This window comes from Qipengyuania sp. SM2507, assembly GCF_053714505.1.
In genome coordinates, this window is the sequence record NZ_CM132307.1 from 756,411 (window position 1) to 774,903 (window position 18,493).

At 65.5% G+C, this 18,493-nt stretch carries 18 protein-coding genes and 1 tRNA gene; 7 read left to right on the top strand and 12 right to left on the bottom strand.

The annotated features are described in order from the left end of the window. Positions 1–6: 6 nt before the first annotated feature. From ACWIKC_RS03585 to ACWIKC_RS03600, 4 genes are read right to left on the bottom strand one after another with little or no spacing between them, the layout of a single operon-like run. A complete protein-coding gene (locus ACWIKC_RS03585; protein WP_454598758.1) occupies positions 7–1,104 on the bottom strand; it encodes a mechanosensitive ion channel family protein in 1,098 nt (365 codons plus the stop codon). Then, a complete protein-coding gene (gene metC / locus ACWIKC_RS03590) occupies positions 1,101–2,306 on the bottom strand; it encodes a cystathionine beta-lyase (protein WP_454598759.1) in 1,206 nt (401 codons plus the stop codon). Before metC ends, ACWIKC_RS03585 begins: the two co-directional genes overlap by 4 nt. Further along, on the bottom strand, positions 2,303–3,154 hold the full coding sequence (locus ACWIKC_RS03595) for a sulfurtransferase (RefSeq protein ID WP_454598760.1): 852 nt from the start codon (positions 3,152–3,154) through the stop codon (positions 2,303–2,305). Before ACWIKC_RS03595 ends, metC begins: the two co-directional genes overlap by 4 nt. A gap of 40 nt (positions 3,155–3,194) precedes the next feature. Beyond that, a complete protein-coding gene (locus ACWIKC_RS03600) occupies positions 3,195–4,268 on the bottom strand; it encodes a hypothetical protein (protein ID WP_454598761.1) in 1,074 nt (357 codons plus the stop codon). A 175-nt stretch (positions 4,269–4,443) separates the two neighbouring features. On the opposite strand from ACWIKC_RS03600, the gene queF reads away from it, so the two are divergent. After that, positions 4,444–4,902, top strand: a complete 459-nt coding sequence (gene queF, locus ACWIKC_RS03605) for a preQ(1) synthase (RefSeq protein ID WP_454598762.1) — start codon at positions 4,444–4,446, stop codon at positions 4,900–4,902. After that, positions 4,902–5,705, top strand: coding sequence for a DUF1499 domain-containing protein (locus tag ACWIKC_RS03610; RefSeq protein ID WP_454598763.1), 804 nt, complete (start codon positions 4,902–4,904; stop codon positions 5,703–5,705). Before queF ends, ACWIKC_RS03610 begins: the two co-directional genes overlap by 1 nt. A 108-nt stretch (positions 5,706–5,813) precedes the next feature. Here the strand turns inward: ACWIKC_RS03610 and ACWIKC_RS03615 are convergent. Both ACWIKC_RS03615 and cpdR read right to left on the bottom strand, forming a co-directional pair. After that, positions 5,814–5,888: transfer RNA gene (locus ACWIKC_RS03615), tRNA-Val, on the bottom strand. 122 nt (positions 5,889–6,010) lie between these two features. Continuing rightward, on the bottom strand, positions 6,011–6,400 hold the full coding sequence (cpdR, locus tag ACWIKC_RS03620) for a cell cycle two-component system response regulator CpdR (protein WP_454598764.1): 390 nt from the start codon (positions 6,398–6,400) through the stop codon (positions 6,011–6,013). A gap of 124 nt (positions 6,401–6,524) precedes the next feature. Here cpdR and ACWIKC_RS03625 point away from each other — a divergent pair, with 124 nt between their 5' ends. Then, positions 6,525–7,475: an N-formylglutamate amidohydrolase gene (locus ACWIKC_RS03625; RefSeq protein ID WP_454598765.1), complete on the top strand. Its 951-nt coding sequence runs from the start codon at positions 6,525–6,527 to the stop codon at positions 7,473–7,475. A gap of 249 nt (positions 7,476–7,724) precedes the next feature. Here the strand turns inward: ACWIKC_RS03625 and ACWIKC_RS03630 are convergent, their stop codons facing one another. Further along, on the bottom strand, positions 7,725–8,519 hold the full coding sequence (locus ACWIKC_RS03630; protein WP_454598766.1) for a SapC family protein: 795 nt from the start codon (positions 8,517–8,519) through the stop codon (positions 7,725–7,727). 75 nt (positions 8,520–8,594) lie between these two features. Further along, on the bottom strand, positions 8,595–10,055 hold the full coding sequence (locus tag ACWIKC_RS03635; RefSeq protein WP_454598767.1) for an FAD-binding oxidoreductase: 1,461 nt from the start codon (positions 10,053–10,055) through the stop codon (positions 8,595–8,597). Between the two features lie 154 nt (positions 10,056–10,209). Here ACWIKC_RS03635 and ACWIKC_RS03640 point away from each other — a divergent pair, with 154 nt between their 5' ends. Then, positions 10,210–10,794, top strand: a complete 585-nt coding sequence (locus ACWIKC_RS03640; protein WP_454598768.1) for a hypothetical protein — start codon at positions 10,210–10,212, stop codon at positions 10,792–10,794. 134 nt (positions 10,795–10,928) lie between these two features. Next, a complete protein-coding gene (locus ACWIKC_RS03645) occupies positions 10,929–12,422 on the top strand; it encodes a DEAD/DEAH box helicase (protein WP_454598769.1) in 1,494 nt (497 codons plus the stop codon). A gap of 28 nt (positions 12,423–12,450) precedes the next feature. On the opposite strand, the gene ACWIKC_RS03650 is transcribed toward ACWIKC_RS03645, so the two are convergent. Then, the gene (locus tag ACWIKC_RS03650; protein ID WP_454598770.1) at positions 12,451–14,760 is read right to left on the bottom strand and encodes an ATP-dependent helicase; all 2,310 of its coding nucleotides are present in this window, start codon (positions 14,758–14,760) and stop codon (positions 12,451–12,453) included. A 109-nt stretch (positions 14,761–14,869) separates the two neighbouring features. Between ACWIKC_RS03650 and ACWIKC_RS03655 the strand changes: the two genes are divergently transcribed. Together ACWIKC_RS03655 and ACWIKC_RS03660 are read left to right on the top strand one after the other, a co-directional pair. Further along, on the top strand, positions 14,870–15,457 hold the full coding sequence (locus ACWIKC_RS03655) for a hypothetical protein (protein ID WP_454598771.1): 588 nt from the start codon (positions 14,870–14,872) through the stop codon (positions 15,455–15,457). Between the two features lie 110 nt (positions 15,458–15,567). Beyond that, complete coding sequence (locus tag ACWIKC_RS03660) at positions 15,568–15,966, top strand: GFA family protein (RefSeq protein WP_454598772.1); 399 nt, start codon at positions 15,568–15,570, stop codon at positions 15,964–15,966. A 1-nt stretch (position 15,967) separates the two neighbouring features. On the opposite strand, the gene rsmD is transcribed toward ACWIKC_RS03660, so the two are convergent. The 3 genes from rsmD to ACWIKC_RS03675 are packed head-to-tail and all read right to left on the bottom strand — an operon-like array spanning position 15,968 to position 18,465. Further along, entirely contained in the window at positions 15,968–16,513 is a 546-nt protein-coding gene (gene rsmD, locus ACWIKC_RS03665) for a 16S rRNA (guanine(966)-N(2))-methyltransferase RsmD (protein ID WP_454598773.1), read from the bottom strand. Continuing rightward, positions 16,510–17,286, bottom strand: coding sequence for a pseudouridine synthase (locus ACWIKC_RS03670; protein ID WP_454598774.1), 777 nt, complete (start codon positions 17,284–17,286; stop codon positions 16,510–16,512). The genes rsmD and ACWIKC_RS03670 overlap by 4 nt, the downstream gene beginning before the upstream one ends. Before the next feature lie 18 nt (positions 17,287–17,304). Beyond that, the gene (locus ACWIKC_RS03675; protein WP_454598775.1) at positions 17,305–18,465 is read right to left on the bottom strand and encodes an aromatic ring-hydroxylating oxygenase subunit alpha; all 1,161 of its coding nucleotides are present in this window, start codon (positions 18,463–18,465) and stop codon (positions 17,305–17,307) included. Positions 18,466–18,493: the final 28 nt, after the last annotated feature.

Genomic DNA, 18,493 nt, shown 5'->3' on the forward strand with positions numbered 1-18,493 from the left:
GCGAAGCTAGCCTTTGCTGCTCTCGCCATCTCCGTTGTCCGTCGCCTGGTGGTGCGCCAGCGCCTGGATCAGGCGCTCTACCTGCGCGCTGTCGCGCAGATTGATGTCGCGCTGCGGGAAGGGGATCTCGATGCCGTGTTCCTTGAACAGCCACCACAGCCGCTTGAGCACGGCGGAGCGGACATTGCCGACGCCCTCCTCGGGATCCTGGATCCAGGTGTGGATCAGGAAATTGACCGAGCTGTCGCCATATTCGGCCATCCACACGGTGGGTGGCGGGGTCTTGAGCACGCGGTCGCAATCCTTGGCCGCTTCAAGCATCAATTCCTCGGCCAGCTTCATGTCGGCGCCGTAGCTGACCCCAACCGGGATCTGCATGCGCACGTTCTTGGAGGAATAGGACCAGTTCTCGACCTGATTGATCATCAGGTTTTCGTTGGGAATCAGATATTCGCGCTGGTCGCGGGTGGTGACCGAGACCGCGCGGACGCCGATCTTGCGAATCTGGCCGAAGGTCTCCTTACCCGTCGTGTCGGCCACGGCGATGACATCACCCGGCTTGATCGACTTGTCCATCAGCAGAATGATGCCGGCGATCAGGTTGCCGAAGGTCTTCTGCAGGCCGAAACCGATGGCGAGGCCAAAAGCGCCCGAGAACACCGCGAGCGCAGTGAGGTCGATCCCGAGCAGGTCGATGGCGAGAAAGAAGGCCGCACCCCAGATGACGATCGAGAAGACTTTCTGCCCGAGCAGCTGCTGCGCTTCGTCGAAGCCGGTGAAACGGCGCAGGATCGAACGCAGCGCTCTGGTGGCCAACCATGCGAGGGTGAGGACCAGGAGCAGCGTCAGCACGACCAGCAGTACGTCCAGCACGGACAGCTGGAAATTGCCGAGCCTGATTGCCAGCGCATCCAGTGAATCGACGAAGCTGCCGGCGACCTCGCTTTGCGCCGAAACCGCCTGGCTGAATTCCTCGGAAACGCGGACGCTCTCTTCGAGCGGCGCCGGCTCGGCGAGACTCCATGCCTGTTCCACCGGGGCCTGATCGGGCGCCGGGGTCGGCTCGGCGGTATCGGCAGGCGTCGGCGGTGTCGTGACGGTCATTGGCTGTCCATGGCGGCAAAGGCACGGTCGAGATCGGCGATGAGGTCTTGGCTGTCCTCGAGCCCGATCGACAGGCGGATGGCGTATCGGTCGGCATCGTGCCAGCCAGGTCGTGGCCAGTCCATCCGCGCGCGCACGGGTTCCACATCGAATGGAAGGGCGAGGCTTTCGAACCCGCCCCAGCTGTAGCCGATGCCGAACAGTTCGAGCGCATCGATCAGCTGGCAACGCGCGGTATCATCGCGGTCCGAAAGCACGAAGCTGAACAGCCCGCAGCCGCCGGTGAAATCGCGGCGCCATAGTTCGTGCCCGGCATCGCCCGGAAGCATGGGGCACAGCACATGCGCGACCTCGGGCCGCGCCGCCAGCCACTCCGCCAGCTCCAGCGCGGTGCTGGTTGTGCGCTCCAGCCGCAGCTGCATGGTGCGCAGGCCGCGCAGCGCCAGCGCCGCATCGTCGGGCGATACCACATGGCCGAGATCCTGCGCGGTCCGGCGCAGCGCGCGATACCAGCGCTCGCCCGCGCTCGCGGCACCCATCATCAGGTCCGAATGCCCGCCGACATGCTTGGTCAGCGCCTGTACGCTGATGTCGCAGCCGCGCTCCAGCGCTGGGAAGCCCAGCGCGGTAGCCCAGGTGTTGTCGATCAGGCTTGCCGCACCGCGCGTGCGCGCTTCGGCGGCGAGCGCGGGGATGTCGCAGACCTCCATGGTCAGGCTGCCCGGGTTCTCCAGCCACACTGCGCGCGTCCGGTCGCAGAAGGCCTCGCGATAGGCTACGAGATCGAGCGGATCGAAGAAGCGCGCCTCCACCCCGAGACGCTTGAGCAGACCTTTCGCCATCGAGCGGCTGGGGTCATAGGCGTTATCGGTCACCAGCAGGACATCGCCGGGCTTGATCACCGCCAGCAGCGCACCGGCGATCGCCGCGACGCCGCTGGGGTAGAGCACCGTGCCATGCGCGCCGGGTTCGAGTCCCGTCAGCGCCTCGGCCAGCGCCCATTGCGTCGGCGAGCCGCGGCGACCGTAGAAGAAATTGCCATCGGCATTGCTTTTCACGCCTGCGCGTAGATCGGCGCAATCCCCGTAGAGATGCGTGCTGGCACGATAGACCGGCGGGTTGACGACATGCGGATCGGGGCTGCGCCCGCCGGTGACCAGCCTGGTCGCTGGCGACAGCTCGTTGCAATTGCTCTTGGTCATGCTGCGCGCGGCGCTCCGGTTTCCTTGGGCGTGGCGGGATCGGCGCCCCATTCGGACCAGCTGCCATCGTAGAGCGCGGCATCCTCCACTCCGGCGAGATGCAGCGCGAAAAGCAGCACCGAAGCGGTCATCCCGCTGCCGCAGCTGGCGGTGATCGGGCGGTCGAGTTCCATTCCCGCCTCGCGGAAAGCGCTGCGCAATTCGTCCGGGGACTTGTAGGTGCCGTCGGGCGCGAACAGGTCGCGGAAGAACAGGTTGCGCGCGCCGGGAATGTGGCCGCCCTCGAGGCCGTGGACCGTATCGGCGCTGGTGCCGAGAAAACGTGCGGCATCGCGCGCGTCGACCACCTGTTCGGCGCGGGTCTCGATATTCGTGAGCATATCAGACTTGGTGCGAATTCGCGCAGCGGGTTGGAAGGCGGTGAAATCCGAATGCGATGGTTCGACCGCCCCGCTTTCGCTCGCGCGACCCTCGGCCTGCCACTTCGCCCAGCCGCCATCGAGCACTGCGACATCGGTCAGTCCGAACAGGCGGAAGATGAACCAGGCGCGCGCTGCGCTGGCGATCGCGCTGTCGTCGTAGAGGACGATCCGGCTCGTCGGGGTGATCCCCAGAGCGGACGCGCGGGAAGAAAATTGTGCGCGGGTCGGCAAGGTGTTGGCCACCGGCGCCTCGGGGTCGTGCAGGCTCGGCAGGTCGAGAAAGCGCCCCCCGGGAATATGCGCGGCAATGAAATCACCGCGTGGATCGCGCTCGACATCGGGGAGGTGCCTGGTCGCGTCGAGGATGACGAGATCGGGCTCGTCCAGATGCGCGGCCAGCCATTGCGTCGAAACGAGTGTGTCCATGCCCTTCGACTAGCGGGCCGAGTGTTGCTAGTCGAGCGCGCTAGTCGAGCGCCCTTTGCGCCAGCGGTTCGTATCCGCGCGGGCCCTCGTCGAGCCGGAACGGCTGGAGCCGGCTGCTGCCCCCCGTTCCCTGCTGGCCGATCGCCAGCGTTTGCGCCCGGGGCTCGATACCCTCGGCGGTGGCGCGCAACCGCAGCAGCGGTACGAGCAGCGGGGTGTTGCCCTGACGAATTATCCCGGCCTGGCTGAGCTGCAGTTGCAGGCGCCCTTCGAAACGCGCCGACTGGCCGGGGGCGAGCCGGGGCATGGTGTGCCGCGGTTCGAGCGCGGTCGTGGCCATGGCGACCTGCTCCTCGACCGGGCGATCGCCGCTCGCCGATCCGAGATCGGCCTCAATCACCACATTGGTCAGCGCCTCGGTGCCGCGGTTGAGTACGGTGAGGCGATAGGTGAGCGTCGCCGCCATCACGCTGCGGCTGAGGCGGATCGCCTCGGGGCGCAGGGTCAGCGCGGCGCGCGGCGCAACGGCAGGTCCGCCATCCTTGCGCACCACCGGCGGTTCGATCTGCAGCGGCGCGGCGCGCGACCGGCGCAGCGCCCAGGCTGCGGCAATCGCCAGCAGCGCGAGCGCGGCCAGTCCTGCAAGCCACCACCATGCGGGCGTACCTTCTCCCTCCACCGTGGTAATTTCCGGGGCTGCTTCGGGCGAAGCGACGACGGGCGCGGGCTGGGTTTGGGAGGAAGGCGTGGTTTCCACTACTGCCCCGGCTTCCGCGCTGGTTGCTTCGGTCTCGGGCGAAACCGTGGCGGTGGGGCCCGGGGTTGTCAGGCTCGGCGGCGCTGCCGGTGCTGCGCGATTGGCTGGAAGCGTGACGGGCGGCGTGGCTTGTGGGCGTGGGGCAGGGGGCGGTGCCGCGACCGGATTGCGTGCGGGGCTCGGCGTCGGGGTTGCAACCACAGTCGGCGCTGGCGTGGGTATGGGCCGCGGCCGCACTGGCACCCCGCTCTCGACATCGACCGGGCCCTGCACGGTCGGGGTCGGGGTGGGCGAAGGGTTGGGCGGGAGCTGGAAATCCTGCACCGATTGTGCCGCTGCGGATATGGGCACAGTCACGGACCCGGCAGCGAGGGCCAGGGCGAGCAGCGGAAGTTGGGATGTGAAGCGGGTCATTGCCAAGCTTGCATAGGGAGGAACCGAGCATGTCGGGAAGCCGCGCTGAATAGGCTGTGAAGCCTCGCCTTCCAAGCGATCGCTTGCGCATAGCTGTCGGAAGCGGCAGGAGCGCGGCATGGGCACCACACCAAATCCCAAATTTCTCGGGCAGGACAGCGCGCTTCCCGTCTCGCCGGAAGCGGCCGAGCTCGACTATGTCCCCAATCCGCGCAGCGGCGAACTCTATCTCGTACGCTTTGCGGCGCCCGAATTTACCTCGCTATGTCCGGTCACCGGCCAGCCCGATTTCGCCCATATCGTGATCGACTACGCCCCCGGCGGAACGATCGTCGAATCCAAGAGCCTCAAGCTCTTTCTCGGCAGCTTCCGCAACCATAGCGGATTTCACGAGGATGTAACCGTGGGGATCGGCAAGCGATTGTTCGACGAGATGAAGCCGAAGTGGCTGCGGATCGGCGGCTACTGGTATCCGCGCGGCGGCATACCGATCGATGTCTTCTGGCAGAGCGGCGCTCCGCCCGAAGCACTCTGGCTGCCCGACCAGGGCGTCGCATCCTACCGAGGGAGAGGTTGATGAAGAACTTTCTGCACAGATTGCCCGAATACGCGCTGTGGCTGTCGCTGGCGGTGCTGGCCTGGTTCGTGTTCGCGGTGTTCGCGCCCAAGCTCGGCGTGATCGGATGGCAGACCGGGTTCCTTTTTATGACCGTGCAGGCGGGGCCGATCCTGATCGCGATCGCCGCATTTGTGGCGGTCGTCGCGCTGGCGCTGGCGTTCTTCCGCACGCCGCGCGGGGTGTGGTGGAAAGCCGCGCTCGCGCTGGCAATACCGGTGGTGCTGTTCTCGGGGTTGATGTCGGTGCGCGCGCAGGGCGACGCCGCCCCGCCGATCCACGATGTCGCGACCGACGTCTATAACCCGCCGCAATTTTCGGCGCAGACGCTGGCCATGCGTGAGGAATGGGGTGCCAATCCGCTCAACGATTATTCCACCCCGCTCGGCCAGCTCGAGATGTGGCAGGACCGGGTCGACCCGAACCTCGCGATCAAGACGCATGCCGATGTCATCGCCGAGAATTATGGCGATCTGCAGCCGATCGCGACGCGGCAGGTGAGCCAGGCCGAGGCGCTCGATGCCGTCGTGGCCGCGATGGCCGACATCGGCCTGCAGGACATCCGCCGCGATCCCGCCGCCGGAACGGTCGAAGGCGTCGCCGAAACCTTCGCCTACGGCTTTCGCGACGATGTGATCGTGCGGATTCGCGACGGACGGATCGACATGCGCTCGGCGAGCCGGGTCGGCCTTTCGGATCTCGGCTACAACGCTGAGCGTCTTCGCAAGCTTTCGAAAGCGATCAGAAAGCGGCTGGGGAACTGATTCCCGGCCCGAGCCGGGCTCAACCGCATTTGTAGCTCGCTGGTTGGCTCTGGTCCGATCGAGGCAATGAAAAACCCCGCAAATCCTGCGATTTGCGGGGTTTTCGAATGGTGGGCGTAGAGAGAGTTGAACTCCCGGCCCCTGCGATGTCAACACAGTGCTCTACCACTGAGCTATACGCCCACGATATCGAATATATCGCAGCCCTGTAAGGGTGCTGCGACAGGCGGGCCGTTTAGCGAGAGGTCCTTGCACACGCAAGAGGTCATTCGCGTGAATTCGAAGCTTTGTCCGCAGAGGTCCGGCTAGAGGATCGCCGAGATCCGGTCTTCGAGCACGCGCTCGACTTCGAGCACCAGATCCTTGAGGTGGAAGGGCTTGGACAGCACCTTGGCCAGCGGCTGTTCGCGGCTGGCCTTGAGCGTCACCGCGGCGAAGCCGGTGATGAACATCACCTTGGTATCCGGGCTGATCTCGTTGCAGCGCTGCGCCAGCTCGATCCCGTCCATTTCTGGCATGACGATGTCGGACAGCAGCAGGTCGTAATGCTTGGACTGGAGCAGCGGCAGCGCCGCAGTCCCGCGATCGACCGCATCGACCGCAAAGCCCGCCTGTTCCAGCGCGCGCACCAGATAGGACCGCATGGCATCGTCGTCTTCGGCGAGAAGGATTTGGGCGCGATGAAAATCTGTCATGTCGCTTGCCATAGGCCATCCTCCTTAAAAAAGCCTTGGAGGATTTGAACCTGTCCACCGGTGGGGCAGGTTGGCCGCTGTGAATGGTTTTGACTTGCGCGCGCGATCCGTCCAGCAATCGGGAATGGCGCCTTCCAGGATCATCGCTTGGCCGTTATCCGGCACGCACGAAGGCGGATATACTCCCGGTACGCAGGATCCCGCCTTTACCCTGCATGTTCCCGAGCGTCTGACGCTGCCGATCGTGATCGCTGCCCCGCATGGCGGGCGCAACTATCCGCCGGGGATTGGCGTGACGATGCGCGAACCGGAGTGGTCGATGCTGCGGCTGGAAGACCGGCTGGTCGACCGGTTGGCGCGCGAGGTGGCCGGGGCCAGCGGGGCGGCGCTGCTGGTGGCGCATGCGCCGCGAGCGCTGCTCGACCTCAACCGCGCCCCCGACGATATCGACTGGTCGATGGTGCAGGGCGCCTCCCGCGCCAACCATGCGGCGAGCGCCGCCAATCGCCGCTCGCGCAGCGGGCTGGGGCTGGTTCCGCGGCGTCTTCCGGGGTTGGGCGAGATCTGGCGCGACGCGCTAACGCCCGCGGCGCTGACCGAGCGGATCGACAGCATCCATCGCCCCTATCACGTGGCCTTGCGCGGCGTGCTCGAGCAGGTCCGCGATCAATGGGGCGCAGTGCTTCTGCTCGACCTGCATTCCATGCCGCCGCTCAAACCGCGTAGCGGGCAGGACCGCCCAGCCGAATTCGTGATCGGCGATCGCTTCGGTTCGTCCTGCAACGACTTGCTGTCCGCCACCGCGCTGCGGCATCTATCGGCGGCGGAGCGGCGGGTCGCCCACAACCGGCCCTATGCCGGGGGCTATGTCCTTGAACGTCACGGCTCGCCGCGCCGCGGGATCCATGCGTTGCAACTGGAGGTGTGCCGCACCGCCTATCTCGACGTCGAATTGCGCGACGCCGGTCCGCGGTTTCCAGGGATGGTGCGGCTGCTGTCCGGCCTGGTGCGCGCGCTGGCGACCGAGACCGCCGCGCTCGGAGCGGATGGCAGGATGCGTCAGGCGGCCGAGTAGGGGCGCGTCCAAGAAAAAACCACCTCGCGCAAGATGCACGAGGTGGCCAAGGTTCAGGGAGGAGGTGCATGTTAATGCACCCAGCCGGGCAAGCCATGAGGGGAACGCCGCCCGGCCTGTCCGAGATGGCTGTGCCACCCGTCTGTTTCAAGTGGTTGGCAGGAGGGCGGGGGATCCCGATCGGCGCACGCCCGCCCCATCCTGTCGCATTGGCTCCCGCACCGGCAGATGGGCGCGAGGTCGGTTTGCCTAGTTGACGCTCTGCGGGGCAGGCGTCGCCACGGCGACCGGAGCAGTGCCCTGCTGGACTTGGCGCGAGAAGATCGTGCGCATCAGGTCCAGCGAGAAGATATGCGCGTGGATCAGCAGCATCAGGCCGTTCTGGTTCCAGGTGCGCAGCTGGTCGCCGCGAACCTCTAGCAGCTTCTCCTGATTGACCATCTGGAAGCCGCGATAGATGTAGGGCTTGTCCGGATTGTCCTGCTGCTGGATCGAGATTTCGCCGTCCATCAGCAGATCGTGCTTCTTGAGCTCGTCGATGAAGGCCTTGGTGCGCTGGCCCGACTGTTCAAACTGCTCGCAGAATTCAAGGATGCGCTTGGTGTTGTCCGAGGCCTGACCTTCCTCGTTGAAGAGCGCTTCGCCTTCCTCGAACTCGCCGATGGCTTCGCTGGTCGGGTCGAAGCAGAGCGAGAGCTCGTCCTTGTCCTGCTGCAGCTTGGCCAGCATGAAGGGATAGCGGCGGATATAGGCCGGCAGATAGACCGGCTCGTTGATCTTGCCCTTGTCGTCGACGAAGGTGTTGACGCCCTCGTTCATGCCCATCAGCGCGAGCGGAAGCGGGTTCTCGCCTGAGGAAAAGACGATCGGATAATTGCGCTGCGCCTGGACGAATTCGTCCACCGTCAGCGGGATCGCGTGCGCCTTCTTCATGAAGTCGGCGCTGTCGAGCGAACGCGTGCGCCATTTCTGGTGGTCACGGCTGTTGAGCGGCATGAGGTCGTTGTAGAACAGGGGCAGGCTGGGCTGCGGCGCGCTGGCCATGGAGCGTCTCCGGATCGAGCTGGAATGTCGTTTGCATATCCGGGACGGACCCGGAACGCGCGTGGAAAGCGCGCTTTAGGCGTTGCCGTTCGCGGGTGCAACCCGGACCAGCTTGCCCGGATTGAGGATGCCATCGGGGTCGAGCGCCTGCTTCACCGCGCGCATCATCGCCAGCGCCACAGGATCGCCGAGCCGCTCCAGCTCGTCCACCTTGACCTGCCCAATCCCGTGCTCGGCGCTGATCGAGCCACCCCATCGGGTAACGAGGTCGTGGACGAAACCGCTGATCGGTTTGCCCTGGTCGCGCTCCCATTCGCCGCGCACCGCACCGGTCGGGGCGAGGACATGGAAATGGACATTGCCGTCACCGAGATGGCCGAAGGCGACGGCGCTTGTGCCGGGGAAGCGCGCTTCGACCTGCGGGATGGCCTCCGCGACGAACTCGGCCATGCTCGCCACGGGTACCGAGATATCGTGCTGCATCGCCGGGCCGATCGCGCGCTCGGCCGGCGCAATCGAATCGCGCAGCAGCCAGAACGCCTCGGCCTGCGATTCGCTGGCGGCGATGGTGGCATCCTCGATCGACCCGAGATCGAGCGCCCTAGCCAGCAGGTTTTCCGCCAGCGGTTGGAGCCGTTCCTCTTCGCCTGCATCGGCGACCAGTTCGATCAGCGCGTGCCAGGCATGGTCGCCCTGAAGCGGCGCGCGAGCGGCGGGCAGATGGTCGAGCACCGCGGCGAGGGAATGCGCGGGGATCACCTCGAAACCCTCGAGCTGGTCCCCCGCTTCGGCCTGGGCATGGAGCAGCAACTGCCGCGCCTGAGCGATAGAGCCGAGCCCGGCCCAGATCACCAGCCGACCGCCGGTCTCGGGCAGCAGCCGCAGATTGGCGGCGGTGACGATGCCGAGCGTCCCCTCCGACCCGATCAGCATCTGCTTGAGATCGAAGCCGCGATTATCCTTCTTGAGCGGGGTCAGCGAATCGTAGACGCTGCCGTCGGCCAGCACCGCTTCGAGCCCCAGTACCTGTGCGCGCATCGTGCCATGGCGCAGCACCTGCGTCCCGCCGGCATTGGTCGATACCAGCCCCCCGATCGTGGCCGAGCCCTTGCCGCCCAGCGTAAGCGGAAAGCGCAGCCGCGCGGCTTCGGCAGCCTCGTGCAGGTCTTGCAGGATGACGCCTGCGTCGCAGACGATCTCCCTGCCCTCGGTGTCGAGCGCGCGGATCGCATCCATTCGCCGCAGGCTGAGGAGCAGGGCACCGCCGCTTTGGTCGGGCGTCGCGCCGCCCGACATACCGCTGTTGCCGCCCTGCGCAACGATTGGCACGCCATGCTGCGCACACAGCTTGACCAGCGCGCTCGCTTCCTGGGTGTTGCGCGGAGAGGCAAGGCCGAGCGCGGCACCCGTGTAGCGGCCCCGCCAGTCGGTCAGCCATGGCTCGACCAGCTCGGGATCGCAGGTGAATCCGCGGGTGCCTAGCAATTCGGCAACGGCGGCAAGAAAGGGGCGATTCGCGTCGGTTTCGTCAGACATGCCATCTTCATGCCACATGCGCGGCTTCGCTCGCCACCTCTTGTCAAAGGAGAGCGAGGGATTAAGCCGCTATTCAAGCAGGGGTGGCCACCAGCGGGTTTCATCGACCGCGCGCCGCAACCGGCGTGGCCAGGGAGCATCGTCCGATTACGCAATGAATTCGCTTGCCGCCATCCTCGCGTCCTTCGGGCTGCTGTTTCCCGTTGCGAGCGCTCCGTTTCATCCAGACGTGCTGGAGGATGCCAATGCGCGATTGACCGAGCAGGCGGCTCTCGAAGAAACCTCCGAGGGGCCGGCGGTGCGCCTGCCCGACGCCTATCTGCCCTTTCTCCTGCCGCAACAGACCCCGGTCTTCGAACAGGTCCGGATCCAGCAGCGGGTGATCATCCGGATCGCTCCGCGACCCGGTCCCGTGCGCCAGAACCTGACCGCCAGCCTGCCGCCGCGCAGTTCGCAGCCGCGCTATCTGGAACGCCCGATCGGCGACTGCCTGCCGGTGCAGAGCATCGCCGGGGTCCACGCCGAGGGCAGCAACCGCCTGCTGCTGTTCCTGCGCGACCGGCGGCTGATTTCCGCCACGCTGGAAAAATCCTGCTCGGCGCGCGACTTCTATTCGGGCTTCTACATGGAGAACAGCCGGGACGGGCAACTCTGCGTCGACCGCGACCAGTTGCATGCCCGCAGCGGCGCGAAATGCGAAGTGGCACGGCTGAGCCAATTGGTCCGGGTGGTCGAATAGCTACTCTTGGTCGCGGGCCTGCTCCGTGAATTCTTGACTTTCACGAGCTTTCCGGCGATGGGCGCGGCGCTCCTGCTGCATTCGTGGCCGCAGCGCCCAATACTCCTTTTCATTATCGGACCACGCGAAACCGCATGACCTTTGCCGAACTCGGCCTCTCCCCGACCCTGCTTAAAGCGGTGGAATCCGCGGGCTATACCGTGCCCACCGACATCCAGGCGCAGGCGATTCCGCCGATCCTGATGATGAAGGACATCGTCGGTATCGCCCAGACCGGCACCGGCAAGACCGCCAGCTTCGTCCTGCCGATGATCGACATCATGGCCAGCGGCCGCCGCCGCGCGCTGATGCCGCGCTCGCTGATTCTCGCCCCGACGCGCGAACTCGCCGCGCAGGTGGCGGAGAATTTCGAGAAATACGGCAAGAATCACGATCTCAAGCTCGCGCTGCTGATCGGCGGCGTGCAGATGGGCGACCAGATCAAGGCGCTCAACGAAGGCGTCGATGTGTTGATCGCGACCCCGGGCCGGCTGATGGACCTGTTCGAGCGCGGCAAGATCCTGCTCAACGGCTGCGAATTGCTGGTGATCGACGAGGCCGACCGGATGCTCGACATGGGGTTCATCCCCGACATCGAGTTCATCTGCTCGAAACTGCCCGAGCAGCGCCAGACCATGCTGTTCTCGGCGACGATGCCGCCGCCGATCGAGAAGCTCTCGAAGAAATTCATGAACAATCCCAAGCGGATCGAGGTCAGCCGCGCGGCGTCCACCAACAAGGACATCACCGCGTTCAAGATCCAGGTGTCGGCGCGCAAGAAGCGCGAGACGCTCGAATGGCTGCTGCGCAACGACCATGTCGAAACCGCGATCGTGTTCTCGAATCGCAAGACGACCGTGCGCGAGCTCAACAAGCATTTGCAGCGCGAAGGCTTCTCCAGCGGCGAGATCCATGGCGATATCGACCAAGCGACGCGAATCCAGGAACTCGACCGGTTCAAGTCGGGCGATATCAACATTCTCGTCGCCAGCGACGTTGCTGCGCGTGGGCTCGACATCAAGGGTGTCAGCCACATCTTCAATTACGATACGCCTTGGCATCCGGACGACTATGTCCACCGCATCGGCCGCACTGGCAGGGCGGGCGCCAAGGGACGTGCCTTTACCTTCGTCACCGACGATGATGCCGAGGCGATCGACAATGTCGAGAAGCTGACCGGTCACAAGATCGCGGTGTTCGGCAAGGACGACGTCCGCGTCGATCTCAAGGACAGCGCGCCGAAACAGAATCGGGACAAGCCGGCGGCAAAGAGGGCTGCCGACCAGGAAGCCGCCGACGACAAGCCGGTTGGCGAAAAGCCCCGGCGAGCGCGCAAGCCGCGCGCCGACGCGGATAGTGGCCGCGACGAGGCTCCACAGGAAGCTCCGGCCAAACAGGAAGCCGCTCGAGAGCCGGCCCGGGTCGAAGCTCGTGAGGAGCGTCCCTCGAAACCGCGCCGCGAACGCGCACCCAGGGCGGAAAAATCCGAATCCAAGCAGGCTTCCAAGCCGCAGCGTCAGGACGATTCTGCCGGCGATGGCGAATGGAACGGTCCTCGGCCCGATTTCCTGGGCGTGGGATTTCGCTGAGCGCCTGACGCGCTGAGCGCTGGCTCGCTTACTCGGCCAGCTTGACGAAGCTGTCGAGCACCCGCTTGGTCCCCGCCTTCTCGAAGGCGATCTCGAGCTTGTTGCCGTCCTGCCCGGCGACATTTCCGTATCCGAATTTGTCGTGGAACACGCGCGCGCCGATGGCGATATCGCTGCGCGGCTTGGCGGCAAAGCTGGCGGCGCTGCGCTTGCTCTCCGCCAGTCTGACCGGCTTGCTATCGTAGCCGGTCGCCAGCGCCCGCTGCCAGCCGGGCCCGCGCGTCGCCGATTTGTCGGGGCGGGCGGTCGAGACATGCGCAAAGGGATCTTCCTGCTCGCTCCAGTTGGCGCGCCACAGCGAAGCACCACCCGCGAGGGTGGTCTCCTGCTCGACATACTCGCTGGGCAGCTCATCGATGAACCGGCTGGGGATCGAGCTGGTCCACTGGCCATAGATCCGCCGGTTGGCTGCGTGGAGGATCGTGCAGCGCCGCTTGGCGCGGGTGATCGCGACGTAGGCCAGCCGCCGTTCCTCCTCGAGGCTGGCGAGTCCACCTTCGTCGAGCGAGCGCTGGCTGGGGAACACCCCTTCCTCCCAGCCCGGCAGGAAGACATGGTCGAACTCGAGCCCCTTGGCCGCGTGCATGGTCATGATGGTGACCTTCTCGCCCTGGTCGCGCGCATCGTTCTCCATCACCAGGCTGACATGCTCGAGGAAATCGGTGAGCGTGTCGTAATCCTCCATCGCCCGCGCGAGTTCTGAGAGGTTCTCGAGCCGGCCTGCGCTTTCAGGCCCGCGATCCTTCTGCAGCATGTCCTCGTAGCCGCTTTCCGTCACGACCCGCCGCAGCAGATTGGCAGGCGTCTCCTTCTCCGCGCCCTCCCGCCACAGCAGGAATTGCTGGAGCAGCGCCTTGAGCGTGGCGCGCGCGCGCGCCGGGAGTTCGTCGCTGTCGCACAGATCGATCGAGGCGGCGGCGAGCGGCATACCCGTGCGTTTCGCGTGGCGCCGCATGGCATCGAGCGTCTTGGCGCCGAGGCCGCGCTTGGGCTGGTTGTAGATGCGCTCGAAGGCGAGGTCGTCGGCGGGCTGCTCGATCACCCGGAGATAGGCGAGCGCATCGCGGATTTCGGCACGCTCGTAGAATCGGAAACCGCCGATGATGCGATAACCCAGCCCGATCTGGATGAAACGGTCCTCGATTTCGCGGGTCTGGTATTGCGCGCGGACCAGGATCGCAACCTCGTCCAGCGAGGCGCCCTCGCGTTCGAGCCGTTCGATGTCCTCGCCCAGGCGCCGCGCTTCCTCGGGCCCGTCCCAGACGCCGATGGCCTTGATCTTGTCGCCCTCGGGCAGGTTGGTCCAGAGCGTCTTGCCAAGCCGCTGGCTGTTGGCATCGATCAGCCCCGATGCGGCCGCAAGGATCTGCGGAGTGGAGCGATAGTTCTGCTCGAGCTTGATCACCGCCGCGCCGGGAAAATCCTTTTCGAACTTGAGGATATTCGCCACCTCGGCCCCGCGCCAGGAATAGATCGACTGGTCGTCGTCGCCGACGACGCAGATATTGCGCCGCTCCTGCGCCAGCAGCCGCAGCCACAGATACTGGACCTGGTTGGTGTCCTGATATTCGTCGACCAGGATGTATTTGAAGCGCTGCTGATATTGCTCGAGCACATCGCGATGCCGCCGCAGGATGTTGAGCATGTGCAGTAGCAGATCGCCGAAATCGCAGGCGTTGAGCGCCTTCAACCGCTCCTGGTAGAGCGCATAGAACTCCTGCCCGCGCCCATTGGCATAGGCCTCGTTCTCGACCGCATCGAGAACGGCGGGGTTGAGCCCGCGGTTCTTCCAGCGATCGAGCAGGCTCGCGAGCTGGCGCGCGGGCCAGCGCTTCTCGTCGAGCTCGGCCTCGCGGATCAGCTGCTTGAGCAGCCGCAGCTGATCGTCGGTGTCGATGATGGTGTAATTGCTCTTCAGCCCGACCAGTTCCGCATGGCGGCGCAGCATCTTCGCGCCGATCGAGTGGAAGGTGCCAAGCCACGGCATGCCTTCAACCGCATCACCGATATGGCGGCCGACCCGCTCGCGCATCTCGCGTGCGGCCTTGTTGGTGAAGGTGACGCAGAGAATCTCGCTTGGCCAGGCGCGCCGTGTGGCAATCAGATGCGCGAGCCGCGCGGTGAGCGCGGCGGTCTTGCCCGTGCCGGCGCCCGCCAGCATCAGAACCGGGCCCTCGGTGGTCAGCACCGCGTCCTTCTGCGGACCGTTGAGGTTTTTCGCATAGGCGGGCAGCGCGCCCGGGTCGGCGGGCGGCGGAGGGGTTTCGGACGAAGTCATGATGCAGGCGAACAGTTAGGGAACGACGACTGGGGAAGCAAGGGCAGGGAACCCTCGCGGCTGTGCTGCGTAGAGAAAGGGACAGCAAGTGTAATCGGAGACAATTCCCATGCGTAATTTCATTCTCGCCGGCGCTGCAGCGCTGGCCTTCTCTGCCGCTCCCGCGATTTCCCAAGACATGGCCCAGAATATGGATGCAGGAGCATACAACATGACCCCGGCCCAGCAACAGATGTACATGAACTGGGAAGACGAACAGCGTATTGCCTACACGCGCTGGCCGGTCAATGTTCAGGAATACTACTGGACTCTGAACGAAGAGCAGACCAGCGGTTGGTGGCTACTCACCGACGAGCAGCGTGTGCAGATTGTCGGGATGGCGCCGCAACAGCGTGCCGCCGCTTGGACCGCCGTCATGAACCAGATGACCGGCGCGACCACCACGCCGGCCACAGCGAGCGCCCGGACCACTACGGCCCCGCGGGCGGCGACCGCTACGGGCGGAAATATCCAGTACCGGAGTATCGAACGGGTTCAGGCCACGCCCGGTGACCAGGGCCCCCCCACGGGCGAACTGCCTATCTGTTCGGCGAACGAGCAGGACAATTGCATCAACGCCTGGGAAGCCGGCAAGCGCGGTGCAGGTGTGGCGCGCCCGCTCGATTACTGGCCGGGCCAGCCCGCCAGCGAAATGTAAGCACGGCTGACAAACAAGAAAAAGGGCGGGACCGCGCAGGCGGTGCCGCCCTTTCCTTTTGTTCCGCGCAAGCGCATTCTCGCGGGCAAAAGCATCGAGGAGGAATCACCATGCTGACCGGGGGATGCCATTGCGGTGCGATCCGCTACGAGATTTCCGGCATGCCGCTCAACCACGCGCTATGCCATTGTGTGGACTGCCGTCGGGCCGCGGGTGCGCCGATGGTCGGCTGGGCGATGATGGCGCAGGAGCAATTGGCGGTCTCGGGCGAACCATCGACCTATGCCTCGTCCGAACACGCCCGCCGCCATTTCTGCATCCAGTGCGGCACGGGCCTGTTCTACACCAATGACGAGATGCTTCCGGGTCTGGTCGATGTGCAATCCGCCACGCTGGACGAACCGGACGAGCTTCCCGCGCAGGCGCATATCCAGACTGCAGAACGCCTTTCATGGATGAAGGAGGCGCATCGCCTGCCCGAATTCGAGCGTTATCCGCCGCAGGAATGACCTAGCTGGCGAGCCGCAGGAAGGTCAGCTTGGCCTTGCCGACGCGGCGTTCGGCCTCGATCTCGAGCTGCTTGATTGCGACGATTTCGTCGGCGCCGGTCTCGAGCACGATCCAGCTCGATGCGTCGAACCAGCCGTAGCGCATCATCCGGTCGAGCGCGACCTGGCCCGCGCCCGTGCCATAGGGCGGATCGAGCAGGATGAGATCGTGTGCCGATCGGGCAGCGCCCAATGCCATGACCGAGCCGGCCTGTACGCTGGTGCGGCTGCGCGCGTCGAATGCCGCGATATTGGCGCGGATGGCCTTGAGCGCTTCGGGTTCCTGCTCGACGAACAGGCAATGCGCCGCGCCGCGCGACAGCGCTTCCATCCCCAGCGCTCCTGAACCAGCGAAGAGATCGGCGACCGATAGACCCTCGAAGCTCCCCAGTCGGCTGGTGAGCATGTTGAACAGCGTCTCGCGCGTGCGGTCTGCGGTCGGGCGGGTGGTCTCGCCCTTTGGCGTCACTAGCTTGCGTCCCCGCCAGGCGCCGGCGACGATCCTCATTCCTGCGGTTTCGCTTTCTTGGGCTTGGGCAGCGTGCCGATGAAGCGTTCGACATCGGCGTGGCGGATCTGGACCGCCTGCCCGCGCGGCAGATCGGCGAGGTCGAAGGGGCCGTAGCCAGTGCGCAGCAGCCGGCTGACCTCAAGCCCGAGATGTTCAAGTACGTTGCGCACTTCGCGGTTCTTGCCTTCGGTCAGCGTGAGCACGATCCAGCGGTTGCGACCCGAACCGCGTTCGAGGTCGGCTTCGATACTGCCGTAGCGCATGCCGTCGATCTCCACTCCGTGCGAGAGATCGTCGAGCTGGGCCTGGGTGATGTCGCCGAAGGCGCGCGCGCGATAGGTGCGGGGGATGCCCGAGGACGGCAGTTCCATCGCCCGCTTGAGCTCACCGTCATTGGTCAGCAGCAGCAGGCCTTCGGTGGTAAAATCGAGCCTGCCCACCGGCATCAGTCTCGGTGTGCCCTTAGGCAGCGCGTTGCGAAGCGCGTCGTAGATCGTCGGACGTCCGGCGGGGTCGCGCTCCGCGGTAATCAGGCCCGAGGGCTTGTGGAAAGCGTAGAGCCTGGCTTCCTCGGCGCGGCCGACCGGCTTGCCGTCGACGGTCACGCCGCGCAAATTGAGCAGCTTGACCGCGGGGGTGTCGAGCACCTTACCCTCGATCGCGATGCGACCATCGGCAATCATGCGCTCGATCTCACGGCGGCTGGCGACGCCGGCGCGTGCGAGCAGCTTGGCGATCCTGTCGCCGGCTTCGGGCAGTCTTTCGGCCATCTGCGCGCCGCTACGCGGTCAGTTGGCAGTGCGCAAGGCTTCCGCCACCGTCTCGTGATAGCGTGCGATCCCCCCTTCGAGCGATCCGAGCGTCAATTCGGGCAACGCGCCGGTTGCCAGCCCCTGCTGTCCGAGCTCCGCGGCGCGGAAATCCTCGCTTGCGAAGACCCCGCCGTCGAGCAGCGCCCAGCTGCGCTCCCAATGGTCGCGCGCCTTGTCGGTTGCGGGCTCCTCGGGGATGAGCATGAAGTCCTCGACCAGCGTGAGGTCATGCGCCTGCGGCATCATTGCCATGACGTTGAGATAATCGGGGCTGGGGATGATCAGCGCGCCGGGCACAAGTTGATAGGCAAAGGTCACCACCCGCCTTAGCGCACTCATGTCGGCAAGATCGACGGTTTCCATATCCTCGAGTCGTCCGACCGCCGAGCGGTGGTGCGGGCCGATCAGGTCGCCCGAGGTCACGCCGTCCTTGAAGAAGGGTCCAATAGTCGAGGCGTGGAGCCGGGTGACGTGATAGCTTTCGAGGAAGGCATCCATGATCAGCTTCCAGTTCGCCTTGACCGTGTGGGTCTTGCGCCGGAACAGCACATGGTCTGCGGTGCCGAAAGCATCCATGTCCTTGCCGATGCGGCGGACATCGCTGAAATCCGCGCCATCGACCGGAGCAAACCAGATCAGTCCGCCGCTTTCGCAACTGGGCAGTTCGACTAGCCCGTGCGCGTCCTTGTCGAGGCCGGGGAAGGTATCGGGGCGGGGCAGGGCGAGCAGGCGACCGTCCACCGAATAGGTCCAGGCATGATAGGGGCAAACGAGCTTCCTGGTGCAGCGCACCTCGTCGCCCTCGACCAGCCTCGTACCGCGATGGCGGCAGACATTGAGGAAGACATGGACCTCCCCTTGCGCATCGCGGGTGATCAGCAGCGGTAGTCCGGTGGCATCATGCGGAAGCGCCATGCCAGGGTCGGGCAGCAGCGCGCTGGGGCACAGGATCTGCGGCATCCGGTCGTAGAGCGCGGCCTTCTCGCGCGCGAAATGGGCCGGATCGGTGTAGACGCTCGCCGGGACCCGCGTTACCGGCTGCTCGCTCGTCCTACCGCCATCGGCGACTTCGCGGGCCAGCGCGAGCTGCCCTTCGGTGGGCCGGTGCGCAGGATGCTTTGTGTCGATAGCTCTCATGGCGCCTGTTCCTCATTCTCTCCGCAGG